A 20,771-nucleotide genomic window follows, 5' to 3' on the forward strand; every position below is an offset into this window, starting at 1 on the left:
AGCCCCAGGAAACGGCGAAGGGGCGGGACAGGGGCACAGCCCGCCGCAGGCGCACCCCCCCTACTCCCCCCTCAGCCCACCCCCCACCTGAGCCGCCACCAACCCCCCGTCGATCACCAGATCCTGCCCGTTCACATACGCGGCCTCCCCCGACGCCAAAAACGCGACCGCGCCGGCGACATCCTCAGCCGTCCCCACCCGCCCCGCCACCACCCGCTCAACGACCGCCGCCTCCTCGACAGAGGACACAGCCGCCCGGTACATGTCCGTATCGATGTAACCGGGGCTCACCGAGTTCACCCGAATACGCCGCGCCGCGAGATCCGCCGCGAACGTCCGCGTCAGGCTGTGCACCGCCGCCTTCGTGGCGGAGTACAGGGACGCGGAAGGCAACCCGCGATGCGCGGTCCAGGACGCGTTGACGACGACGGCGCCACCGTCGGCCAGCAACGGCAGGACCCGCTGCACCGTGAAGTAGACACCCTTCAGGTTGACGCCGACGACGCGGTCGAACTCCTCCTCGCTCACTTCGGGCAAGGCGGCGAACGAGGCGACGCCCGCGTTGGCGAAGACCACGTCCAGCCGCCCGTACCGCTCACGGATCCCGTCGGCCAGAGCGTCCGCGTCGGCGACGCGCGACACGTCACCCCGAACCGCGTGGACGCGCCCGGGCCCCCCGAGCTCCCCGACCGCGGCGTCGAGCCGCGCGCCGTCACGGCCGGTGATGATCACCTGAGCACCCTCGGACAGCAGTCGGCGGGCGACGGCGAAGCCCATGCCGCGGGCACCGCCGGTGATGAGGGCGATCTTGTCGTCGAAACGGAAAGGACTGTGGGAAGCGCTACTGGTCATGGACCTCAGCCTGCTGCCCGGCGATCACCTCCGGCAGTGCTGGTTCAACATGGGTCCACCACCACCAGCCCGGCACCCGCCGGGGTACGGAACCCGGCCGCCGCCAGCCGCTCCAGCCGCTCCGCCGTCCCCGTGCCGGGCCGCGGATTCTGAAGCTCCACGTGCAGCCCGGGCCGGTCCGGCAGCGACAGCGTGGTGGTGTCGAAGAGCAGCTCCCCCGCCTCCGGGTGGCACACCGCCTTCACCGCCTGGGCCGCCGTCCCGACGTCGTGCCGCGCCCACAGCGCCTCGAACTCCGGGCTCACCGCGCGCAGGCCGTCGGCTATCCGGTCGAACTCCGGGTCGCCCGGATGCCGTGCCGCGGCGGCGCGGAACGCGGCCACGACGCCGGGGGCGACGGCCTCCCAGTGGGTGTGCAGCGCCCGGTAGCGGGCGCTGGTGAAGAAGGCGACCAGACAGTTGCGGTCGGCGTCGGTGTAGCCGAAGACCGCCCGCGCCGCGTCGTTGACGGCGACGAAGTTCTGGTGGCGGTCCAGCAGCACGGCCGGCCGGGGCGACCACGCCTCGATGAGTCGCCGCAGCTCGGGCCCGGCCGCCGCCGCATCGGCACCCGGTATGCCGGTCCGCGGCGGCGGGTTGAGCCCGGCCAGCAGGTACAGGTGCTCGCGCTCGGGCGCGTCCAGCCGCAGGGCACGGGCTATCGCGTCCAGGACGTCGGCGGAGACGTTGATGGGCCGGCCCTGTTCGAGCCACGTGTACCAGGAGACGCCCACCCCGGCCAGCAGCGCGACCTCCTCGCGCCGCAGCCCGGGCGTGCGGCGCCGGACCGCCGGGGGCATCCCCACGTCCTCGGGGGCGAGGCGGGCCCGGCGGCTGCGCAGGAAGTCGCTCAGCCGCTCCCTGCGACCGGGGGCGGAAGGCGTGTCGGTAGCCATGCGGCCAAGGTAACGGAGGGGTACGACAACGCCGTTCGCCGTCGCGTCGTACCGGCTCCTGGGCTCAGGACCGGAGGCTCGCAGCCCGCGAGCTCAGGACCGGAAGCTCACAGCCCGTGGGCTTAAGACCGGAGCATCACAGCCCGTGGGCTCAGGCGGCGCCGACCTTCCGCAGGAAGTCGTCGACGTTCCCGAGCATCCGCGCCACCTGCTCGTCCACGCTCAGCGACTCCTTGTACCGGGGCCCGCTGAACTCCGGCACCTTCTTGCCCCGCACGTAGAGCGGGCAGGCCAGGTCGGCGCACATATAGGCGCCCACCGTGTTGCCGTCGCGGCCGGAGGCGCCGACCTTGCGGGCGGCGAGCAGCGAGACGCCGGAGCCGGGGTGACCGGTCAGGCAGAACGAGCAGATGGTCGTCTTGGCGAGGCTGCGCGGACCGCCCTGGGGGACCCTCAGCGTGATGCCCTGGGGCCGGCCGTCGCGGACGACGACGAGGTAGCCGCGGTCGGGGGCGCCGGGATCGCGCCAGCCCAGGAAGTCGAGATCGGCCCAGGGGAGTTCGGCCAGTCCCCGGGGCAGGCTGATCCTGCGGGCCTCACCTTTCGAGCAATTGATGAAAGAGGCTCGTATCTCATTCTCGCCGAGTGGTTCCATGGGGCGAGAAGTTAACAGTGTGCCCGTTGTGACGTCATGCGAATTTCGTTCACCCCGTTCCGCTTCCTGTCCGTTCCCTCACCCGTGACGCGAAGAGGTCTCATCCCGTGAAACTCGCAGTGGTCGGCGGAGGCTCGACCTACACCCCCGAACTCGTCGACGGCTTCGCCCGGTTGCGGGCGGCCCTCCCCCTCGACGAGCTCGTCCTCGTCGACCCGGCGGCGGACCGGCTGGAGCCGGTCGGCGGGCTCGCCCGCCGCATCTTCGCCCGCCAGGGGCACCCCGGCCGGGTCACCTGGACCACCGACCTCGACGCGGGCGTGGACGGCGCCGCGGCCGTCCTGCTGCAACTGCGCGTGGGCGGGCAGGCCGCACGCGCACAGGACGAGACCTGGCCGCTGGAGTGCGGCTGCGTCGGCCAGGAGACCACCGGCGCCGGCGGCCTGGCCAAGGCGCTGCGGACGGTCCCGGTCGTCCTGGACATCGCCGAACGGGTCCGTCGGCGCAGCCCGGACGCCTGGATCGTGGACTTCACCAACCCGGTCGGGATCGTCACCCGGGCCCTGCTCACCGCGGGCCACCGCGCGGTGGGCCTGTGCAACGTGGCCATCGGCTTCCAGCGGAAGTTCGCCGCGCTGCTCGGCGTCACCCCCCAGGAGGTCGATCTCGGTCACGTGGGCCTCAACCACCTCACCTGGGAGCGCGAGGTGCGCGTCGGGGGCGTGGACGTCCTGCCCACGCTGCTCGCCGAACACGGCGACGCCATCGCGGCCGACCTGCGCCTGCCGCGCGAGCTGCCCGCCCGGCTGGGCGCGATCCCCTCCTACTACCTGCGCTACTTCTACCGGCACGACGAGGTCGTGGAGGAGCTGCGCACCAAGCCGTCGCGCGCGGAGGAAGTGGCCGCGATGGAGCGCGAGCTGCTGGCGATGTACCGGAACCCCGCGCTCGACGAAAAACCGGCCCTGCTCGCCAAGCGCGGAGGCGCCTACTACTCGGAGGCGGCCGTCGCCCTCACCTCGGCACTGCTCGGGGACACCGGCGAGGTGCAGGTGGTCAACACGCTGAACAACGGCACGCTGCCGTTCCTGCCGGACGACGCGGTGATCGAGGTCCCGGCGGCGGTCGACGCCCGCGGCGCCCACCCGCTCCCCGTACGCCCGCTCGAACCCCTCTTCTCGGGCCTGGTCGCGGGCGTCACGGCGTACGAGCACCTGGCCCTGCGCGCGGCCCTGGAAGGCGGCAGGGACCGGGTGTTCCAGGCCCTGCTGGCCCACCCGCTGATCGGCCAGGACGCCACCGCGGACCGGCTGACGGACGCCCTGATCGCGCACAACCGCCACCACCTGGCGTGGGCGTGACGGCGGGCGTCACGGCGGGAAGGGGCGTGCCCGTGGGGGCGGGAGGGAGCCCGGGCGGGAGTGGGTACCCGCTTGGGGGCGCACCGCCCGGCGAACGCGCCACGGAAAGCAGGGAACGCGCCGCAGAGAGCAGCGGCGGAGGCGCGGGCCCCGGCCGGAACGCGGGCTCCGGCGAACGCACTCGTACGGGCGGAAACCGGCCAGGACGCGCGAGCGCGGACGGCGGCACGCGCGGTGACGGGAGCGCGGGCGGTGACCGGAGCGCGGGCGGCGCCGCGGGCGCTGGGGCGCGCCCCAGCACGGCACTGGCGATGGACGCGGGGAACAGCAAGACGGACGTGGCGCTGGTGGACACCGCCGGACGGATCCTCGGCACGGCACGCGGCGGCGGTTTCCGGCCGCACGCCGACGGCGTGGAAGCGGCGGTCGCCGGGCTCGCCCAACTGGTGGCCGCAGCGAAGGCGGACGCGTCACCCGTGGACCACGTGCACGCCTGCCTCGCCAACGCGGACCTCCCGGTGGAGGAGGAAAAGCTGGCGGCGGAGATCGAACGGTACGGCTGGGGCCGGACCGTCACCGTCGTCAACGACACCTTCGCCCTGCTGCGCGCCGGACTGCCGGACGGCTCCGCGCCGAACGGTGTGGCCGTGGTGTGCGGAGCGGGCATCAACTGCGCCGGTCTGACGCCGGACGGCCGCACCGCCCGGTTCCCCTCCCTCGGCCGGATCTCGGGCGACTGGGGCGGCGGCGGCCACCTCGCGGGCGAGGCCCTGTGGTGGGCCGCCCGCGCCGCCGACGGCCGGGGCGAGGCGAGCGCCCTGGCCGCCGCCCTGCCCGCGCACTTCGGGCTGCCGGGCATGCCGGAACTCATCGAGGCGCTGCACCTGGGTGCCATCGCGCGGGCACGGAGGCACGAGCTGGTCCCGGTCCTCTTCTCCGTCGCGACGGCCGGCGACGCCGTCGCGCGGCGGATCGTCGCCCGGCAGGCCGAGGAGGTCGTGATCATGGCGCGCACCGCGCTGGCCAGGCTGGACCTCCTGGGCGAGCGGGTGCCCGTCGTCCTCGGCGGCAGCGTCCTGGCGGCCCGCCATCCGCTCCTCCACGACGACGTGCTCCGAGGACTGGCCGCGTACGCCCCCTGGGCCGAGCCGGTGGTGGTGACGGCCCCGCCCGTCCTCGGCGCGGCCCTGCTGGCCCTGGACCGCCTGGAAGCGGAGGCGGAGGGGTACGCGGCGTTGCGGGCCCGGTGGGCGTAGGGGCGGGGGCAGACGGCGGACCGGCCCGCGGGGACCGTCTCCGTGTCCCTCTCCGTCCCCGCTCCCTCTCCGCCTCCGGGCCCCGCCCCGCCCCGTCCGTCCCGCGCGGAACCGCCCGGCGCCCACGTCGCGTGAACACCTGCACAGAGACCGGCCGACCACCCCCGCCGTAGATCGCGATCCGAACAAGATCGCGAAGTGTGTGGTGTCTTTGTCAGTCCCTGCCGCCATACTTCTGGCCAGGTGCCCCGTCCCACCCCGCGCCGGGCGGTGACGGGTACCACCGGCGACCAAGGGGGGGTCTCGTGTCACAACCGCTCAGGACAGCCGCGCCACCGGGGCCGGGACCGGCGGGCGTTCCGGCGCGCGGCTCGGAACGTGCCGCATGGCGCGCGCAGTTCGCGCGGATGCGGACGGCCGCGAGACGCACGGAGCCGGGCCGGCTCCGGGTGATCGGCGCCGCGCTGGCGGCGGTGCTGGTCCTCTTCGGCGCGGTCACCGCCTGGCAGGTCACGGACCGGGCCAGGGCCGCCGACGCGGTGGTGGAACGCAGCGAGCCGCTGAGCGCCGCCGCGGCGGACATCTACGCCTCGCTGGCGGACGCGGACACCACCGCCGCCACCGGTTTCCTCGCCGGCGCGAACGAGACCCGCGCGGTCCGGCAGCGGTACGAGAAGGACATCGCCACGGCGTCCCGGTTGCTGGTCAAGGCGGCCGCCAACACCGGCGGATCCCCCGCCGAACGCCGGCAGATAGCGACGCTGAACGAACAACTGCCGGTCTACACGGGCCTGGTCGAACAGGCCCGCGCCGACAACCGGCAGGGCCTCCCGCTGGGCGGCGCCTACCTGCGCTACGCCAGCGACCGCATGCGCCAGGACCTGCTGCCCGCCGCCCGCCGGCTGTACGAGGCGGAGCGGAAGCGGCTGGAGGCGGACTACTCCGAGGCCGAGGAACTGCCCTGGGCCGCGATAGCCGTGGGCCTCCTCGCCCTCGGCGCCCTGGGCTGGACGCAGCGCCGCGCGTACCTGCGGACGAACCGGGTGTTCGACCGCGGCCTGCTGGGCGCGACGGCGGCCACGCTGGTGGTGCTGGTGTGGCTTGGGGTGGGCCACGGCCTGGCCCGGGCGGAACTGGAGGACTCGTACGACCACGGCGCCAAGTCCCTCCAGGTGATCGGCATGGCCCGGATCAGCGCGCTCCAGGCGCACGGCGCCGAGAGCCTGTCGCTGGTGGCCCGTGGCGCCGTCCTCACGGACGACGGCAAGGACGCCTACGAGGAGGGCTACGGGCGGGAGATGGGCGACCTCTTCGGCGGCGCCGATGACGCCCCGACCGCCGGGAGCCTGCTGGACCGGGCGGAAGCACTCGCCGACGGCGCGGACGGCCGCGCCCCGGTGAAGGAGGCGATCGACGGGGTGCGCGACTGGAAGCGGCGGCACGCCGCGGCGCGCGCGGCGGATGTCGCCGGCGAGTACGACAGGGCGCTGCCGCAGGTCATCGGCGAACGGAACAGCACGGGCGAGTCGTTCGACCGGGTGGACACCGCGCTGCGGAAGGCGCTGGACCACGAGAAGGACGACTTCCGGCGGGCCGCCGACGACGGGCGCGGCGCTCTGACCGGGCTGGCGGTTGGCGCCGGCGTCCTCGCCGTGCTGGGCGCGGCCGCCGTGGTGACGGGCATCGGCCGCCGGCTCTCGGAGTACCGATGAACGGCGCGACAGCGGGGACGTCAGGAACAGCGGGAGCGACGGAAGCAGCAGGGACGTCAGAGGCAACGGGGACGGCAGGGACGAACGGGGGAGGCACCATGCGCGGTCGACGAGCCGGAGCGGCCCGGCCGGTCCGGACCGCCCGGACGGTGTTCGGGGCCACGGTGGCCGTGCTGGTGACGTGCGCCCTGGCCGCGGTCGCGGCGCTGTTCCTCCCCGGCACCGGGCCGGGGCGGGACGGCGGCCGGAGCGCGGCGGCGGGCGCGCGCCCGGCCGCGGCGGCGCGCGCCGCCGACTGTGCCGACCCCGAGGCCAGTCTGCGCCCCTCCACGGCCGACGGCCCGGCCGTGCGCCGGATCAAGGAGCGCGGGCGGCTGATCGCCGGCGTCGACCAGAACAGTTACCGCTGGGGCTACCGCGACCCGGCCACGGGCAAGCTCGACGGCTTCGACATCGCCCTGGTCCGGGCCGTCGCCAAGGCCATCCTGGGCGATCCGGACAAGGTGACGTTCCTGGCCATCCCCACCAATCAGCGCATTCCCGCCCTCAAGTCGGGCAAGGTGGATATCGTCGCCCGTACGATGAGCATCAGCTGCGACAGGATCAGGGAAGTTGCCTTCTCCACGGCCTATTTCCAGGCCGGCCAGCAACTGCTGGCGCCCAAGGGCTCGCCGGTCACCGGCGTCGACGACGGCTCCCTGACCGGGCGGAAGGTCTGTGCCGCCGCCGGTTCCACGGCCGAGTCCGAGCTGGCGAAGCGGGCGGCGGCCGCGAACGTGACCACCGTCCCGAACCAACTCGACTGTCTGGTACGGCTCCAGCTCGGTCAGGTCGACGCCATCCTCACCGACAACGCGCTGGGCGCCGGACAGGCGGCGCAGGACCCGTCCGTGGTACTCGTCGGCAAACCGTTCACCACCGAGTACTACGGCGTGGCGATGAACCGCGGGGCGGAGGACCTGGTACGCCGGGTCAACGCGGTACTGGACGACTACCGCGCGGGCGGCGCGTCGAGCCCCTGGATGCAGGCCTACCGCCAGTGGCTGGCACGCGCCGACCTCGGCATCACGGCGCCCCCGGAGCCCAAGTACCGGGACTGACGGGCGCCGGTGAGGGCCGGCGCGCCCGGGGCGGAAGCCCCGGCGACCCGCCGGTACACGGCAGCGGAACGTCAGGACAAAAGACAACGAGAGACGACGAGAGACGACGGAAAGCGGGGGAAAACGAAGCCTGAGGGGCAGCAAACGAAAGAGGACGGAAGCGAGAAACGGAGCGGGCGGGAAGCAGCACCGGGAGGCCGATCGGCGGTCCCCCGGCACAGCACCGGTACGAAGCGGCGCGGGCCGCGGACAGGAGAGGGGACCGATGGCGGTCGCGGGGCCCACCGGGCCGGTCTTGAGCCGCGAGGAGGTCGACCGCGCGCTGGCGCGGCTCGGCGCGGAGCACGAGGCCGTCGAGTCCTCCCTGCTCGCCTTGCAGGACCACGCCGGCCGCAGGCTGCTGGAGGGCGCCGACCTGTCCGGCGTCACCAAAGCCCGGTGGGCGGTCGCGGAACAGCTCATCAACCGGCTCTGGACGTCCTTCGACGCCTACACCCGGGCCCTCGCCCACGCCCGCGAGCTGCGCTCCCGCCGCCGCTGGCCGCACCAGAGCGAGCTGTCGGAACTCACCGACCTGCTGCGCGGCCCCCGGATCACCCTGCCGGGCGGCGACCCGGCCGCCGGGCTGACGACGCTCGGCGGCGCGGCCAAGCTCAGCGAGCGGCTGACCCTCGAAGAGCTCGTCGACCGGATGAACGGCTGGTACGCGCAGGCCCTGGACGTGGTCGTGGTCGCCGACGCGGTCTGGTCCGCGCTCCCCGCCCGGATCGACCTGCTCGCCGCCGAGCTCCGGCGCACCCGCTCGCTGGCCCACTCGGTCGGCGTCCGCCCCGGTGAACACCCGTCCGGGGACGACCTGGAGGAGATCACCCGCGAGCTGACCGCCCTGCGCGCCGAGGTGATATCCGACCCGCTGGCCTTCTGGACCGGCGCGTCCCCCAGCTCCGCGCCGGGCGGCGGCCGTACCGACACCACCCGCTACGACCGCGCCGCCCGGGCACTGGAGGAGGTCCGGCGGGAGATCGAGGCGGTGCTGACGGTCCGGCAGGACGCCGAGCAGCGGCTGATGCGGGTGCGGGACGTCCTCTCCCGGGCGGACCGCACCCTGGAGGAGGCCCGGCAGGCCCGCGCGGAGGTGCTCTCCAAGATCGCGGCCTCGGAGGTCCCGGCCGTCTCCGGCCCGCCGACCGCCCTCTACGAGCAGTTGTCCGCCGCCGCCGAGCACCGCAGACGCGCCTGCTGGCACCGGCTCTCGCCGCTCCTGGAGAGCCTGGAGCAGCGCGCCGAGGAGGAGTTGCTGCGCGCCCGCGCCTCGCTGACCGCGGTCACCGCGCCCCTGGCCGTCCGGGCCGAGCTGCGCGGCCGGCTCGACGCCTACCGGGCCAAGGCCGGCCGGCACGGCCTGGCGGAGGACCCGTTCCTGGGCGAGCGGTACGACGCCGCCCGCCGCATGCTCTGGTCCGCCCCCTGCGACCTGGTGGCCGCCGAACAGGCCGTGCTGCGCTACCAGCAGGCGGTCGCCGGAATCCTGGCCCCACCGGGCAACGGGAACCCGGGCCACAGCGTCCATGACCACAGGGGGGAAAGATGAACGGGGACAACGGCACCACCGCCTGCCAGCGGCCGGGCTGCGCGGGCGCTTACGAGGACGTCGGCGGCGGCGAGACGTACTGCGACACCTGCGGCCTCGCGCCGGTCGTCTCGCCCGCGGGAACGCTCTCCTCGCCGGCCACGGGCATCGTCGCCCACGGCACGGCCCGCGGCGGCACCGGGGCGCCGGGGCCGGCGGGACAGCGGGGCTCGACCGGCTCGGCGGGGTCCGCCCGGTCGTCCCGTTCGGCACGGTCCGCGCCGTCCCGCCGGTCCGTCTCGGGCCGGCTGTCGCGCTCCACGCTGGGCGGCGCGAGCGCCTCGTCCCGCTCGGTGTCCGTCCGCAGTTCCCGCTCCGGGACCGCCGCCTCCGCCCGGAACAGGCTCGGGGCCGGCCTCATCAGCGTGCCGGGCGTGCCGCGCCCCGACCCGCGCGCGGCCGTCCTGGCCGACCCCGAGGTGCCCGAGCGCAAGCGGTTCTGCAGCAAGAGCGACTGCGGCGAGCCGGTGGGCCGCTCGCGCGGCGACCGTCCCGGCCGCACCGAGGGGTTCTGCACCAAGTGCGGCCACCCCTACTCGTTCGTCCCCAAACTGCGTGCCGGCGACGTGGTGCACGGGCAGTACGAGGTGGCGGGCTGCCTGGCCCACGGCGGCCTGGGCTGGATCTACCTGGCGATGGACCGTGCGGTCTCCGACCGCTGGGTCGTCCTCAAGGGCCTGCTCGACACCGGTGACGAGGACGCCCTCGCCGTCGCCCTCGCCGAGCGGCGCTTCCTGGCCGAGATCGAGCACGCCAACATCGTCCGCATCTACAACTTCGTCGAACACCTCGACCAGCGGACCGGCAGCCTCGACGGCTACATCGTCATGGAGTACGTCGGCGGCAAGTCCCTCAAGGACATCGCCAACGAGCGCCGGCTGCCGGACGGCCGGCGCGACCCGCTGCCCGTCGAACAGGCCTGCGCCTACGGCATCGAGGCCCTGGAGGCGCTCGGCCACCTGCACAGCCGCAACCTGCTGTACTGCGACTTCAAGGTCGACAACGCGATACAGCAGCAGGATCAGCTCAAGCTGATCGACATGGGCGCGGTCCGGCGGATGGACGACGACGAGAGCGCCATCTACGGCACGGTCGGCTACCAGGCGCCCGAGGTCGCGGAGGTCGGTCCGTCCGTCGCCTCCGACCTCTACACGGTGGCCCGCACCCTCGCCGTCCTCACCTTCGACTTCCAGGGCTACACCAACGTCTTCGCCGACAGCCTGCCCGACCCGGACCACATCGAGGTCTTCAGCCGCTACGAGTCGTTCTACCGGCTGCTGGTCCGCGCCACGGACCCCGACCCGGCCCGCCGGTTCTCCTCGGCCGCGGAGATGGCCGACCAGCTCACGGGCGTCCTGCGGGAGGTCGTGTCGCTCCAGACGGGCACTCCGCGCCCCGCCCTGTCCACGATCTTCGGGCCGGAGCCGCGGGTGGTGGACACCGTCCTGTTCGAGGACGAGGGCCGGGATCCGTCGGTGCTCGGCGCCCGCGCCGCCCGCTCCCTCCTGTCACGGGCGCCCCGCCCGACGGTCCCCGTCGCCGCCGCGCCCCCGCCCGGGCCGCCCGCCCTCGCCCCGCTCGACGTACCGGCCGCCGCGTTCGCCCTGCCCGTCCCGATGACCGACCCGGCCGACCCCAACGCCGGCTTCCTCGCCGGCCTGCTCTCCGCCAGGCCCGCCGAGACGTACGCCGCCCTCAGGACCGCGCCCGTCGACTCGCTGGAGCTGCGGCTGCGCCGCTTCCGCGCCCAACTGGAGCTCGGCGAGCTCGTACCCGCCGGCGAGGCGATGGCCTCCCTGGAGGCCGAGTACCCCGACGACTGGCGGATCGTCTGGTACCGCGGCCTGCACGCACTGGTGACCGGCGACAAGGAGACCGCCGCGCTCTCCTTCGACGCCGTCTACGACGCGTTCCCGGGCGAGCCGGCCCCCAAGCTGGCCCTCGGCGTCTGCGCGGAGGTGCTCGGCCAGCTCGACAACGCCGCCGAGTACTACCGTCTGGTGTGGAGCACCGACCCCGGTTTCGTCAGCGCCGCCTTCGGGCTGGCCCGGGTGCGGCTGGCGGCCGGGGACCGCACCGGCGCGGTGGAGGTGCTGGAGTCCGTGCCCGAGGCGTCCATCCACTTCACGGCGGCCCGGGTCGCGGCGGTCCGCGCCCGGCTGCGCCGGCGTTCGCCGCACGAGCACCTGCTCGACGACCTGACGGCGGCGGCCGGGCAGGTCGAGCGGCTCTCCGAGGTCGGCCTGGACCCGGAGCGCCGCGAGCGGCTGGCCACCGAAGTGCTGGGCACCGCCCTGGACTGGGTGCTCTCCGGCCGCGCGGGCGCGCCCGTCGCGGACGGCCGGCGGACCGTCCTGCTCGGGGCCGACACGGACGAACGGAGCCTGCGCTTCGGGCTGGAACGCTCGTACCGCGTGCTCGCACGCCTCGCCCGGGACGGCGGGGAACGGATCGAACTGGTGGAACGGGCCAACCGCTTCCGCCCCAGGACATGGGTGTGATCGATGTCGCAACTGCCGCAATCCGCAGAGCTGACGGCCTGTCCCGTCTGCCATGAGCCGCTGGACCCCGCCGACAATTTCTGCGGCGGCTGCGGCGCGGACCTCTCGGCGGCGGCCCCTGCGGCGGTCTCCCCCGGCGGTACGGCCGGGGAACCCCGGCGGACCGCCCGCTACCGCGAGCCGGACGACTACCGGCTGCCCCCGCCGCCCGGGACGCCGGCCGTCCCGGGCCAGACCGGGCTCCCGTCAACCGGGGTTCCCGGCGCGTCCGGTGCCACAGGCCGCCGGCGCGTCTGCGGGGCCTGCCGGTCCGGCATGATCGACGACGACGGGTACTGCGAGCACTGCGGGCATGCACAGCCGCGCGAACGGGATCACATGGAGCACGAGACGCCGGGCGTCGCCGCGGTCAGCGACCGCGGCCTGCGCCACCACCGCAACGAGGACGCCTTCGCGGTGTCCACCACCAGCCAGTCGGACGGCAGTCCGGCCGTGCTCGCCGTCGTCTGCGACGGCGTGTCCTCCGCCGCGCGGTCCGACGAGGCGTCGGCCGCCGCGAGCGCCGGGGCCCTGGCCTCCCTGGAGGCGGCCGTCGCGGCGGGCACCCCGCCGCGGGAGGCCACCCACCGGGCGATCCTGGACGCCGCGCGGGCCGTCGACGCCCTGGCCGCGTCCGGCCACCGCCCCCGCGAGCACCGCCACCACCAGCAGGAGAACGCCCCGGCCTGCACGATCGTCAGCGCCGTCGTCACCGGCGAGCTGCTGACCGTCGGCTGGGTCGGCGACAGCCGCGCCTACTGGGTGCCCGACGACCGTTCCGCGCAGCCCGCCCGGCTCACCGAGGACGACTCCTGGGCCGCCCAGATGGTGGCGGCCGGCCTGCTGACGGAGGCGGAGGCGTACGCGGACGAGCGGGCCCACGCCATCACCGGCTGGCTGGGCGCCGACGCCTACGAGGTCGAGCCGCACACCGCGGCGTTCCAGCCGGACCGCCCGGGCGTCGTCATCGTCTGCACCGACGGCCTGTGGAACTACGCGGAGACCGCCGAGCGGATGGCCGCCGTGGTCCCCTCGGACGCCCGCGAGCGGCCGTTGGAGACCGCGCGCCGGCTGGTCGGTTACGCCCTTGACGGCGGGGGCCACGACAACGTAACCGTTGCGGTACTGCCGTTCCCCGTCCGCTCCGCGGAGCCGGGACCGGCCTGACGCCCGAGCGTCACGGGGGGATCCGCACGCCGGTGCCAGGGGAGGCGCCGCGCGCGTCCGTCCGTCCGTCGGTCGCCATGTGACCAGGTGAGTGCGAAGGAGCGGATCGGATGTCGAACCTGTCCAGGCCGGACGTGCCGCGTTTCTCGGTCGACGTGTACCAGAACGAGTACCTGCCCGAGGGCGGGCGCGAGGTGAACGCGATCGTCACGGTGACGTCCACCGGCGGCGGCACGGCCACCGGCGCGTCGACCGCCTCGGCGCCGGACACCGCCGTGGTGATCATGGTGGACTGCTCCGGCTCGATGGACTACCCGCCGGCCAAGATGCGCAACGCCCGGCAGGCCACGGCCGCGGCGATCGACGTGCTCCGCGAGGGTGTCTCCTTCGCGGTGGTGGCCGGCACCCACCAGGCCAAGGAGGTCTACCCCGGGCTCGGCCGGCTGGCGGTCGCCGACGCCACCACCCGCGCCCAGGCGAAGGAGGCCCTGCGCAAGCTGAGCCCCGGCGGCGGCACCGCCATCGGCACCTGGCTGCGGCTCGCCGACCGGCTGCTGGCCTCGTCCGACGCCTCCATACGCCACGGCATCCTGCTCACCGACGGCCGCAACGAGCACGAGGAGCCGGACGCCCTGCGGGCCTCCCTGGACGCCTGTGCCGGACGGTTCACCTGTGACGCGCGGGGTGTCGGGACGGACTGGGAGGTCAAGGAGGTCACCGGCATAGCCTCGGCCCTGCTGGGCACCGCCGACATCGTCGCCGACCCGACGGGCCTGGCGGCCGACTTCACCGGGATGATGGAGAACGTCATGGGCAAGGAGCTCGCCGACGTCTCCCTCCGGCTGTGGACCCCGCAGGGCGCCGAGGTGCAGTTCGTCAAGCAGGTCGCGCCCACCGTACGGGACCTGACGGACCGTCGGACCGAGGCCGGCCCCCGCGCCGGCGACTACCCCACCGGCTCCTGGGGCGACGAGTCCCGCGACTACCACGTGTGCGTGCGGGTGCCCGACGCCGGCGTGGGCCGGGAGATGCTGGCCGCCCGGGCGTCCCTGGTACGGCCCACCCGCGACGGCTCGGCGGAGGTCCTCGCCCAGGGCCTGGTCCGGGCCGTGTGGACGGACGACCTCGCCGCCTCCACCACGATCAACCCGCAGGTCGCGCACTACACCGGGCAGGCCGAACTGGCGCAGGCCATCCAACAGGGCCTGGAACTGCGCAAGTCCGGAGACCTGGACGGCGCCACGGCCAAGCTCGGCCGGGCCGTCCAGCTCGCCAGCCGCTCGGGCAACGAGGACACCGCGAAACTGCTGGCCAAGGTGGTGGACGTGGTGGACGCGGTGAACGGTACTGTGCGGCTGAAGGCCAAGGTCTCGGCCGAGGCGGAGAAGACACTGGAGACACGCTCGACCAAGACGGTCCGCGTGAAGAAGTAGCACGCCGGCCGGGCGAACACCGCAAGGTCATGGAACACCGGAAACGGCGCAAGAGGGGGAACGACCGACATGCCGACCTGCCCGAACGGTCACCAGTCGGTGGCCGACGACTGGTGCGAGGTGTGCGGCCACCGGATGACCGGGGTCTCCGCGCCCACGGGCGCCGTCCCCCCGCCACCGGCGCCGCCTTCCTACCCCGGCGGCACCGCCGAGGCCACGATGCAGGCGGAACTGTGCCCGCAGTGCCGTACGCCCCGTGAGGCACAGGCGCCGTTCTGCGAGGAGTGCGCGTACAACTTCCTGACCAGGGCCGCCTCGCCGTACGTGACGCCACCGCAGCCCCACGGCTTCCAGTCGGCCCCTCCCCCGCCGCCGCAGCCCGGCCCGCCGCACTCCTTCGATTACCAGGGCTCCCGCCCGTCGCGGATCAACCGCCCGGCGGAGCCGCTCGCCCCGCAGCACACCTCGCCGGGGCTCGACGGCGACGACGACTGGATGCTGCCCCCGCCGGCCCCCGCGCCCGACAACCCCTACGCGTACGAGCCGGGGCCCCCGGCGGCTCCGGCGCCGGCCGCCGGCTGGGTCGCGGTGATAGCACCCGACCGCGACTACTTCCGGTCGATGATGAACCGCAGCGGCCCCGAGGCGGCCGGCCTGAACCTGCCCGCCTACTCACCCGAGCAGCAGTGCCGTCTCACCGGCCCCCAGGTCACCATCGGCCGCCGCCGGCACAGCACGGGCGAGTCCCCCGACATCGACCTCTCCCGCCCGCCCGAGGACCCGGGCGTCTCCCACCAGCACGCCGTACTGGTGGAGCAGCCGGACGGCAGTTGGGCCGTGGTCGACCAGGACTCCACCAACGGCACGACGATCAACGGCTCCGAGGACCCGATCCAGCCCTATGTTCCGGTCCCGCTGCACGACGGCGACCGGGTCCACGTGGGCGCCTGGACGACGATCACCGTCCGCCGAGGCTGAGACCGTCCCGTTCCGGCCGAGGAGTCCTACGACGGGAGTCCTCGGCCGGGTGGTCTGCGACCATGGAGGGGTGAAAGAGATTCCGCGCGGCACGCTTCAGGAGCAGACCTTCTACGAGCAGGTCGGCGGCGAGGACACCTTCCGGCGCCTGGCCCACCGCTTCTACGAGGGGGTGGCCGAGGACCCGCTCCTCCGGCCCATGTACCCCGAAGGCGACCTCGGCCCCGCCGAGGAGCGCATGGCCCTCTTCCTCATGCAGTACTGGGGCGGCCCCCGCACCTACAGCGAGAACCGCGGCCACCCCCGCCTCCGCATGCGCCACGCCCCCTTCACCGTCGACCGCGCCGCCCACGACGCCTGGCTCCGCCACATGCGGGACGCGGTGGACTCCCTGGACCTCTCGCAGGCACACAGGGACGAGATGTGGCGCTACCTGACGTACGCGGCGGCCTCAATGATCAACACCCCCGACTAAGCCCGTCCGGCGTTTGAGGACAACCGCGCGGAGCGCGGTTTCGGGGGTGCGGGGGCTTGCCCCCGCAAGAAACGGTGAAAGGGCGGGACAGGGGCACCCTCCGAACCCGTCACGCAGGCGTGACGGTCAGCCCCCCGACGCCCCCGACCCGCACGGCGACGGACCCGTAAGGCGTCCGCAACCGCAACCACCCGCCAACGGCGAAAAGCGCCAACGGCTCCACACCGGCGGAACCGACCGCACCCGCCCCGACAGCCACCCGCGAGGGCCGCAAAAAACCAAGAGCCTGAGCCGCGTGCACCACCCGCAACGGCACGCCCGTCTCCCCGAGCGTCCGCGACCAGATCTCCCGCCCGATCCGATCCCGCTCGGCCCGGTTCCGCCGCTGCTCGGGCAACGCCTCGTCCCGCGCCCGGAACTCCCCGACCGCCGCCGCGACGACACCTCGCACCTCGTCCACCGGCGGCAGCCCGGGCACCCGTCGCCAGCCACCGCGCGGCGGCAGCACACCGGCCCAGGGCGGCCCGGTGACGGTCTCGGGAACGGCGACCTCAAGCCCACCGCCGACAGGATCAGGCCCACCGCCGGCCGAGGCCGGGACACCGGCGTCGATCTCATCGGCCAGCCGCCCGGCCGACACGGTCACGTCGAGCGCGCCGTCGTCGGCCAGCCGGGCCGTCCGGATGGCGAGCACCTCGAAGGACGGCGGGCGCCCGAACACGCCGAGCACCCCGCCGCCCGCCTGGAGCCGTACCACCGCCGCCCGGTCGTAGTGGATCAGCCGGGCCAGGAAGGCGGCCAGGTCGGCCGCCTCCCCCGCGTCGGCGAACCGCAGCCGCGGCCCCCGCCCGGACGGGGCCGGGGCGGGCGGCGGGACGGGAGCCGCCGTCATACGGCGACGGCTCCCTCGACACCGTCCGCGACGGACTCCTCGTCCCGGAACTCCGCGAGCAGTTCGCGCTCCTCGTCGGTGATCCGCCGCGCCCGCCCGGTCTCCCGGTCTATCGGCACGACGACCGTGGAGGCCCGGGCGTACACCCGCTCCTCGTCCTTGATCTCGTAGGACATGGTCAGCGAGGCGCGGGAGATGTGCGTCACCCAGCTCTCGATGACCACCGGCTCGGGCCGGTGGACCAACGGCCGCAGGTAGTCGATCTCGTGCCGGGCCACGACGGACCCGTCCGAGAACGAGTGGTTCCCCTTGCCGAACTCGGAGCCGAAGAGGAAGTCGATCCGGGCCTCCTCCAGGTACCGGAGGAAGACCGCGTTGTTGACATGTCCGAAGGCGTCCATGTCGGACCAGCGCAGCGGGCAGGAGTAGGTGCGGCGCGCCACGTCAGCCCCGGGTGAGCTTCTTGTAGGAAGCGCGGTGCGGACGCGCCGCGTCCGGGCCGAGCCGCTCGATCTTGTTCTTCTCGTAGGACTCGAAGTTGCCCTCGAACCAGAACCACTTGGAGTCGCCCTCGTACGCCAGGATGTGGGTGGCGACCCGGTCGAGGAACCAGCGGTCGTGGGAGACGACCACGGCCGCGCCGGGGAAGTCCAGCAGCGCGTTCTCGAGCGAGGACAGGGTCTCGACGTCGAGGTCGTTGGTCGGCTCGTCGAGGAGCAGCAGGTTTCCGCCCTGCTTGAGGGTGAGCGCCAGGTTGAGACGGTTGCGCTCACCACCGGAGAGCACACCGGCCGGCTTCTGCTGGTCCGGGCCCTTGAAACCGAACGCCGAGACGTAGGCGCGCGAGGGCATCTCGACCTGGCCGACGTTGATGTAGTCCAGTTCGTCCGAGACGACGGCCCACAGCGTCTTCTTGGGGTCGATGTTGGAGCGGCTCTGGTCGACGTAGGAGATCTTGACGGTCTCGCCGACCTTGATGGTGCCGGAGTCCGGCTTCTCCAGGCCCTGGATCATCTTGAACAGGGTCGTCTTGCCGGCGCCGTTCGGGCCGATGACGCCGACGATGCCGTTGCGCGGCAGCGTGAAGGACAGGTCGTCGATGAGGACCTTGTCACCGAACGCCTTGGAGAGGTTGCTGACCTCGACGACGACGGAACCCAGACGCGGGCCCGGCGGGATCTGGATCTCCTCGAAGTCCAGCTTCCGCATCTTGTCGGCCTCGGCCGCCATCTCCTCGTAGCGGGCCAGACGCGCCTTCGACTTGGCCTGACGGCCCTTGGCGTTGGAGCGGACCCACTCCAGCTCTTCCTTGAGCCGCTTGGCGCGCTTGGCGTCCTTCTGGCCCTCGACCTTGAGGCGGGCCTGCTTGCTCTCCAGGTAGGTGGAGTAGTTGCCCTCGTAGCCGATGGCGCGACCGCGGTCGAGCTCCAGGATCCAGCCCGCGACGTTGTCGAGGAAGTACCGGTCGTGGGTGATCGCCACGACGGTGCCGGCGTACTGGGCGAGGTGCTGCTCCAGCCAGTTCACCGACTCGGCGTCGAGGTGGTTGGTGGGCTCGTCGAGGAGCAGCAGGTCGGGGGCCTCGAGCAGCAGCTTGCAGAGGGCCACGCGGCGCTTCTCACCACCGGAGAGGTTGGTGACCGGCCAGTCGCCGGGGGGGCAGCCCAGGGCGTCCATGGCCTGCTCGAGCTGGGCGTCCAGGTCCCACGCGTTGGCGTGGTCCAGCTCCTCCTGGAGCTTGCCCATCTCCTCCAGCAGCGCGTCGGAGTAGTCGGTGGCCATCAGCTCGGCGATCTCGTTGAACCGGTCGAGCTTGCCCTTGACCTCGGCGACGCCGTCCTGGACGTTCTCCAGCACCGTCTTGGACTCGTCGAGCTCCGGCTCCTGCATCAGGATGCCGACGGTGTAGCCCGGAGAGAGGAAGGCATCGCCGTTGGAGGGCTGCTCCAGACCGGCCATGATCTTCAGGACGGTGGACTTACCGGCGCCGTTCGGGCCGACCACACCGATCTTCGCACCGGGCAGGAAGCTCAGCGTCACGTCATCGAGGATGACCTTGTCGCCGTGCGCCTTGCGCGTCTTGCGCATGGTGTAGATGTACTCAGCCAAGAGAAACCGTCCGGCATTCGAGAAGGGCCAATGTGCGGCTCCGCCGCGTGAGGGCAGACACACCCATCTTGCCGTACCGGCGCCCCGTGGCGAAAACGCGATTCGGCACGGCAGGGGGCGGCGCGCCGCCCCCGCCACGCCGGTGGGGGCGGCCGGCGCCCGTCCACGCCGGGCCCGGCGTCAGTCGCCCGACGCCTCGGAAGCGGCGGCCCTACGGCGCCGCAGAAGGAACACCGTGGCTCCCCCGACCAGCACCAGGGCCGAGGCGAGGCCCACGGCCGTCGGCGTGGTGCCGCTGCCGCCGGTGTCCGCCAGATCACGGTCCGAGGCGGTTCCCCCGGCACCGTCGCCGGCACCGTCACCGGCTCCGTCCCGGCCCGTCCCGCCGCTCCCGGCCCGGCCGTCCGGCGTACCGGACGGGGAGGGCGGCGGCCCGGCCGCCGTCGCGTCCTTGGTCACCAGGCCGGTCCGGGCGGCGTCACCGGTCCGGCAGTCGAGGACGCCCGTGAAGATCGTGGACCGCTCGTCCGGCCCGCTGACGGTGATGCGGTACGCCTGGTCCTCCGGGACCTTGACCAGGACCGTCTCGGTCGCGTTCGGCTTCACCGTGTGCGGCGCGCCGTCTATCCGGAAGGCGTAGGGCGCGTCGCCCCGGTTGCCGACGGTGATCTCGACGCCGCCCTTGGCGCAGTTCTTCCGGGCCGATATCGCGGGGGCGGCGCCCTTGTCCGCCCACGCGGCGACGGCTCCGGCCGTGGCGGTGCTCCGACTGGAACCGGCCAGGATCATCGTCTGCGTGCGGACCAGGTCGCCGGTGAACACCCGGCCGACCGGGACCTGGGTGGTGGCGGTGGCCGTGACCCCGGCCGTCCCGGCCGGGACACCGGCGGGGACCCCGAAGTAGAGCTGTCCGCCGTTGCCCGTGGTGGTGACGGGCTTGCCGGCCTTGTCCACGATCCGTATGTTCCGGGCGACCGCCTCCGCGGTGGGCGTGAGGGTGACGCTGTCCGCGGTGGTCCGGACGGTGACCGGACCGATCCGCCCGCCCGGCCGGCCGGACACGGCGAGCCGGTCCAGGGAGAGGGACGCCTTCGGCTCCGCCAGGTCCTCGGCGTTCTTGTAGAGGTAGTCGGCGAGCTTCTGCGCCGCGGGGTGGTCGGCCCGGACGACGGCGCCTTCCGAGTAGCGCCAGATGGCGACCTGGGTGCCGGCCGCGGCGAGCCCGGGATCGAGGGTGCCGGCCCCGGATCTCTCGGCGAGCGCGGCGAGGTCGTCGACCTGGGGGTAGGAGTTCTGCAGGATCCACCGGATCCGGCCCGCGTTCCGGTTGCGCTGGAGCGAGGACTCGCTCCAGCTCACTTCCCGGTACTTCGCCCCGTTGACGGTGGCCGTGTCGGCGTCGACGCAGTAGGTCTGCACCGTTCCGCCGCCGTCGACCTTCATCTCGAAGAGGCCGGCCGAGACGGGAACCGACGCGCTCCCCTTCTTGACGTGCGCCCCGGACCGGGCCGCTGTCTCGCCGCCCAGCACCGCGCTCACACCCCCCGTGTGCTGCGGCGCCTCCGCCGCCACCGCCGCCCCGGACACGGACGCCACGCCCACCAGGGCGAGGGCCCACGCCAGGACGGCCGCGGCGAAGCGCACGGGCCACCGCCTCGTTTCAGAGCTCATGGACT

General features: G+C 73.7%; 17 protein-coding genes. 10 read left to right on the plus strand and 7 right to left on the minus strand.

Features of this window, described 5'->3' with window-relative positions:
* Nucleotides 1–60 precede the first annotated feature (60 nt).
* The 3 genes from ACZ6X9_RS14980 to ACZ6X9_RS14990 form a co-directional block, all read right to left on the minus strand.
* Nucleotides 61–852 carry an SDR family NAD(P)-dependent oxidoreductase gene (locus ACZ6X9_RS14980; RefSeq protein ID WP_469778393.1) on the minus strand — a complete coding sequence of 264 codons (792 nt, stop codon included), beginning with the start codon at nucleotides 850–852 and terminating at the stop codon, nucleotides 61–63.
* Between the two features lie 44 nt (nucleotides 853–896).
* On the minus strand, nucleotides 897–1,787 hold the full coding sequence (locus tag ACZ6X9_RS14985; RefSeq protein ID WP_469778394.1) for a helix-turn-helix transcriptional regulator: 891 nt from the start codon (nucleotides 1,785–1,787) through the stop codon (nucleotides 897–899).
* A gap of 151 nt (nucleotides 1,788–1,938) precedes the next feature.
* A complete protein-coding gene (locus tag ACZ6X9_RS14990) occupies nucleotides 1,939–2,442 on the minus strand; it encodes an FBP domain-containing protein (RefSeq protein ID WP_469778395.1) in 504 nt (167 codons plus the stop codon).
* A gap of 107 nt (nucleotides 2,443–2,549) precedes the next feature.
* Here ACZ6X9_RS14990 and ACZ6X9_RS14995 point away from each other — a divergent pair, with 107 nt between their 5' ends.
* The 10 genes from ACZ6X9_RS14995 (at nucleotide 2,550) to ACZ6X9_RS15040 (ending at nucleotide 16,094) form a co-directional block, all read left to right on the plus strand.
* A complete protein-coding gene (locus tag ACZ6X9_RS14995) occupies nucleotides 2,550–3,803 on the plus strand; it encodes a 6-phospho-beta-glucosidase (protein ID WP_469778396.1) in 1,254 nt (417 codons plus the stop codon).
* 311 nt (nucleotides 3,804–4,114) lie between these two features.
* Complete coding sequence (locus ACZ6X9_RS15000) at nucleotides 4,115–5,059, plus strand: N-acetylglucosamine kinase (protein ID WP_469778397.1); 945 nt, start codon at nucleotides 4,115–4,117, stop codon at nucleotides 5,057–5,059.
* 407 nt (nucleotides 5,060–5,466) lie between these two features.
* A complete protein-coding gene (locus ACZ6X9_RS15005) occupies nucleotides 5,467–6,771 on the plus strand; it encodes a hypothetical protein (RefSeq protein ID WP_469778398.1) in 1,305 nt (434 codons plus the stop codon).
* A gap of 98 nt (nucleotides 6,772–6,869) precedes the next feature.
* Nucleotides 6,870–7,871: a glutamate ABC transporter substrate-binding protein gene (locus tag ACZ6X9_RS15010; protein WP_469778399.1), complete on the plus strand. Its 1,002-nt coding sequence runs from the start codon at nucleotides 6,870–6,872 to the stop codon at nucleotides 7,869–7,871.
* A gap of 265 nt (nucleotides 7,872–8,136) precedes the next feature.
* Nucleotides 8,137–9,462, plus strand: coding sequence for a hypothetical protein (locus ACZ6X9_RS15015; RefSeq protein WP_469778400.1), 1,326 nt, complete (start codon nucleotides 8,137–8,139; stop codon nucleotides 9,460–9,462).
* The gene (locus ACZ6X9_RS15020; protein ID WP_469778401.1) at nucleotides 9,459–12,002 is read left to right on the plus strand and encodes a serine/threonine-protein kinase; all 2,544 of its coding nucleotides are present in this window, start codon (nucleotides 9,459–9,461) and stop codon (nucleotides 12,000–12,002) included. Before ACZ6X9_RS15015 ends, ACZ6X9_RS15020 begins: the two co-directional genes overlap by 4 nt.
* Nucleotides 12,003–12,005: 3 nt before the next feature.
* Nucleotides 12,006–13,208: a protein phosphatase 2C domain-containing protein gene (locus ACZ6X9_RS15025; protein ID WP_469778402.1), complete on the plus strand. Its 1,203-nt coding sequence runs from the start codon at nucleotides 12,006–12,008 to the stop codon at nucleotides 13,206–13,208.
* A 110-nt stretch (nucleotides 13,209–13,318) separates the two neighbouring features.
* The gene (locus tag ACZ6X9_RS15030) at nucleotides 13,319–14,641 is read left to right on the plus strand and encodes a VWA domain-containing protein (RefSeq protein ID WP_469778403.1); all 1,323 of its coding nucleotides are present in this window, start codon (nucleotides 13,319–13,321) and stop codon (nucleotides 14,639–14,641) included.
* 69 nt (nucleotides 14,642–14,710) lie between these two features.
* On the plus strand, nucleotides 14,711–15,619 hold the full coding sequence (locus ACZ6X9_RS15035) for an FHA domain-containing protein (RefSeq protein WP_469778404.1): 909 nt from the start codon (nucleotides 14,711–14,713) through the stop codon (nucleotides 15,617–15,619).
* A gap of 70 nt (nucleotides 15,620–15,689) precedes the next feature.
* On the plus strand, nucleotides 15,690–16,094 hold the full coding sequence (locus ACZ6X9_RS15040) for a globin (RefSeq protein WP_469778405.1): 405 nt from the start codon (nucleotides 15,690–15,692) through the stop codon (nucleotides 16,092–16,094).
* A 109-nt stretch (nucleotides 16,095–16,203) separates the two neighbouring features.
* On the opposite strand, the gene ACZ6X9_RS15045 is transcribed toward ACZ6X9_RS15040, so the two are convergent.
* The 4 genes from ACZ6X9_RS15045 to ACZ6X9_RS15060 form a co-directional block, all read right to left on the minus strand.
* Complete coding sequence (locus tag ACZ6X9_RS15045) at nucleotides 16,204–16,986, minus strand: DUF8185 domain-containing protein (RefSeq protein WP_469778406.1); 783 nt, start codon at nucleotides 16,984–16,986, stop codon at nucleotides 16,204–16,206.
* Nucleotides 16,983–17,429, minus strand: a complete 447-nt coding sequence (locus ACZ6X9_RS15050; RefSeq protein WP_469778407.1) for an acyl-CoA thioesterase — start codon at nucleotides 17,427–17,429, stop codon at nucleotides 16,983–16,985. Before ACZ6X9_RS15050 ends, ACZ6X9_RS15045 begins: the two co-directional genes overlap by 4 nt.
* Before the next feature lies 1 nt (nucleotide 17,430).
* Nucleotides 17,431–19,095, minus strand: a complete 1,665-nt coding sequence (ettA, locus tag ACZ6X9_RS15055) for an energy-dependent translational throttle protein EttA (RefSeq protein ID WP_469778408.1) — start codon at nucleotides 19,093–19,095, stop codon at nucleotides 17,431–17,433.
* 180 nt (nucleotides 19,096–19,275) lie between these two features.
* Nucleotides 19,276–20,766, minus strand: coding sequence for a Cys-Gln thioester bond-forming surface protein (locus ACZ6X9_RS15060; protein WP_469778409.1), 1,491 nt, complete (start codon nucleotides 20,764–20,766; stop codon nucleotides 19,276–19,278).
* Between the last annotated feature and the right edge of the window lie 5 nt (nucleotides 20,767–20,771).

The organism is Streptomyces sp. NPDC052910 (genome assembly GCF_055585605.1).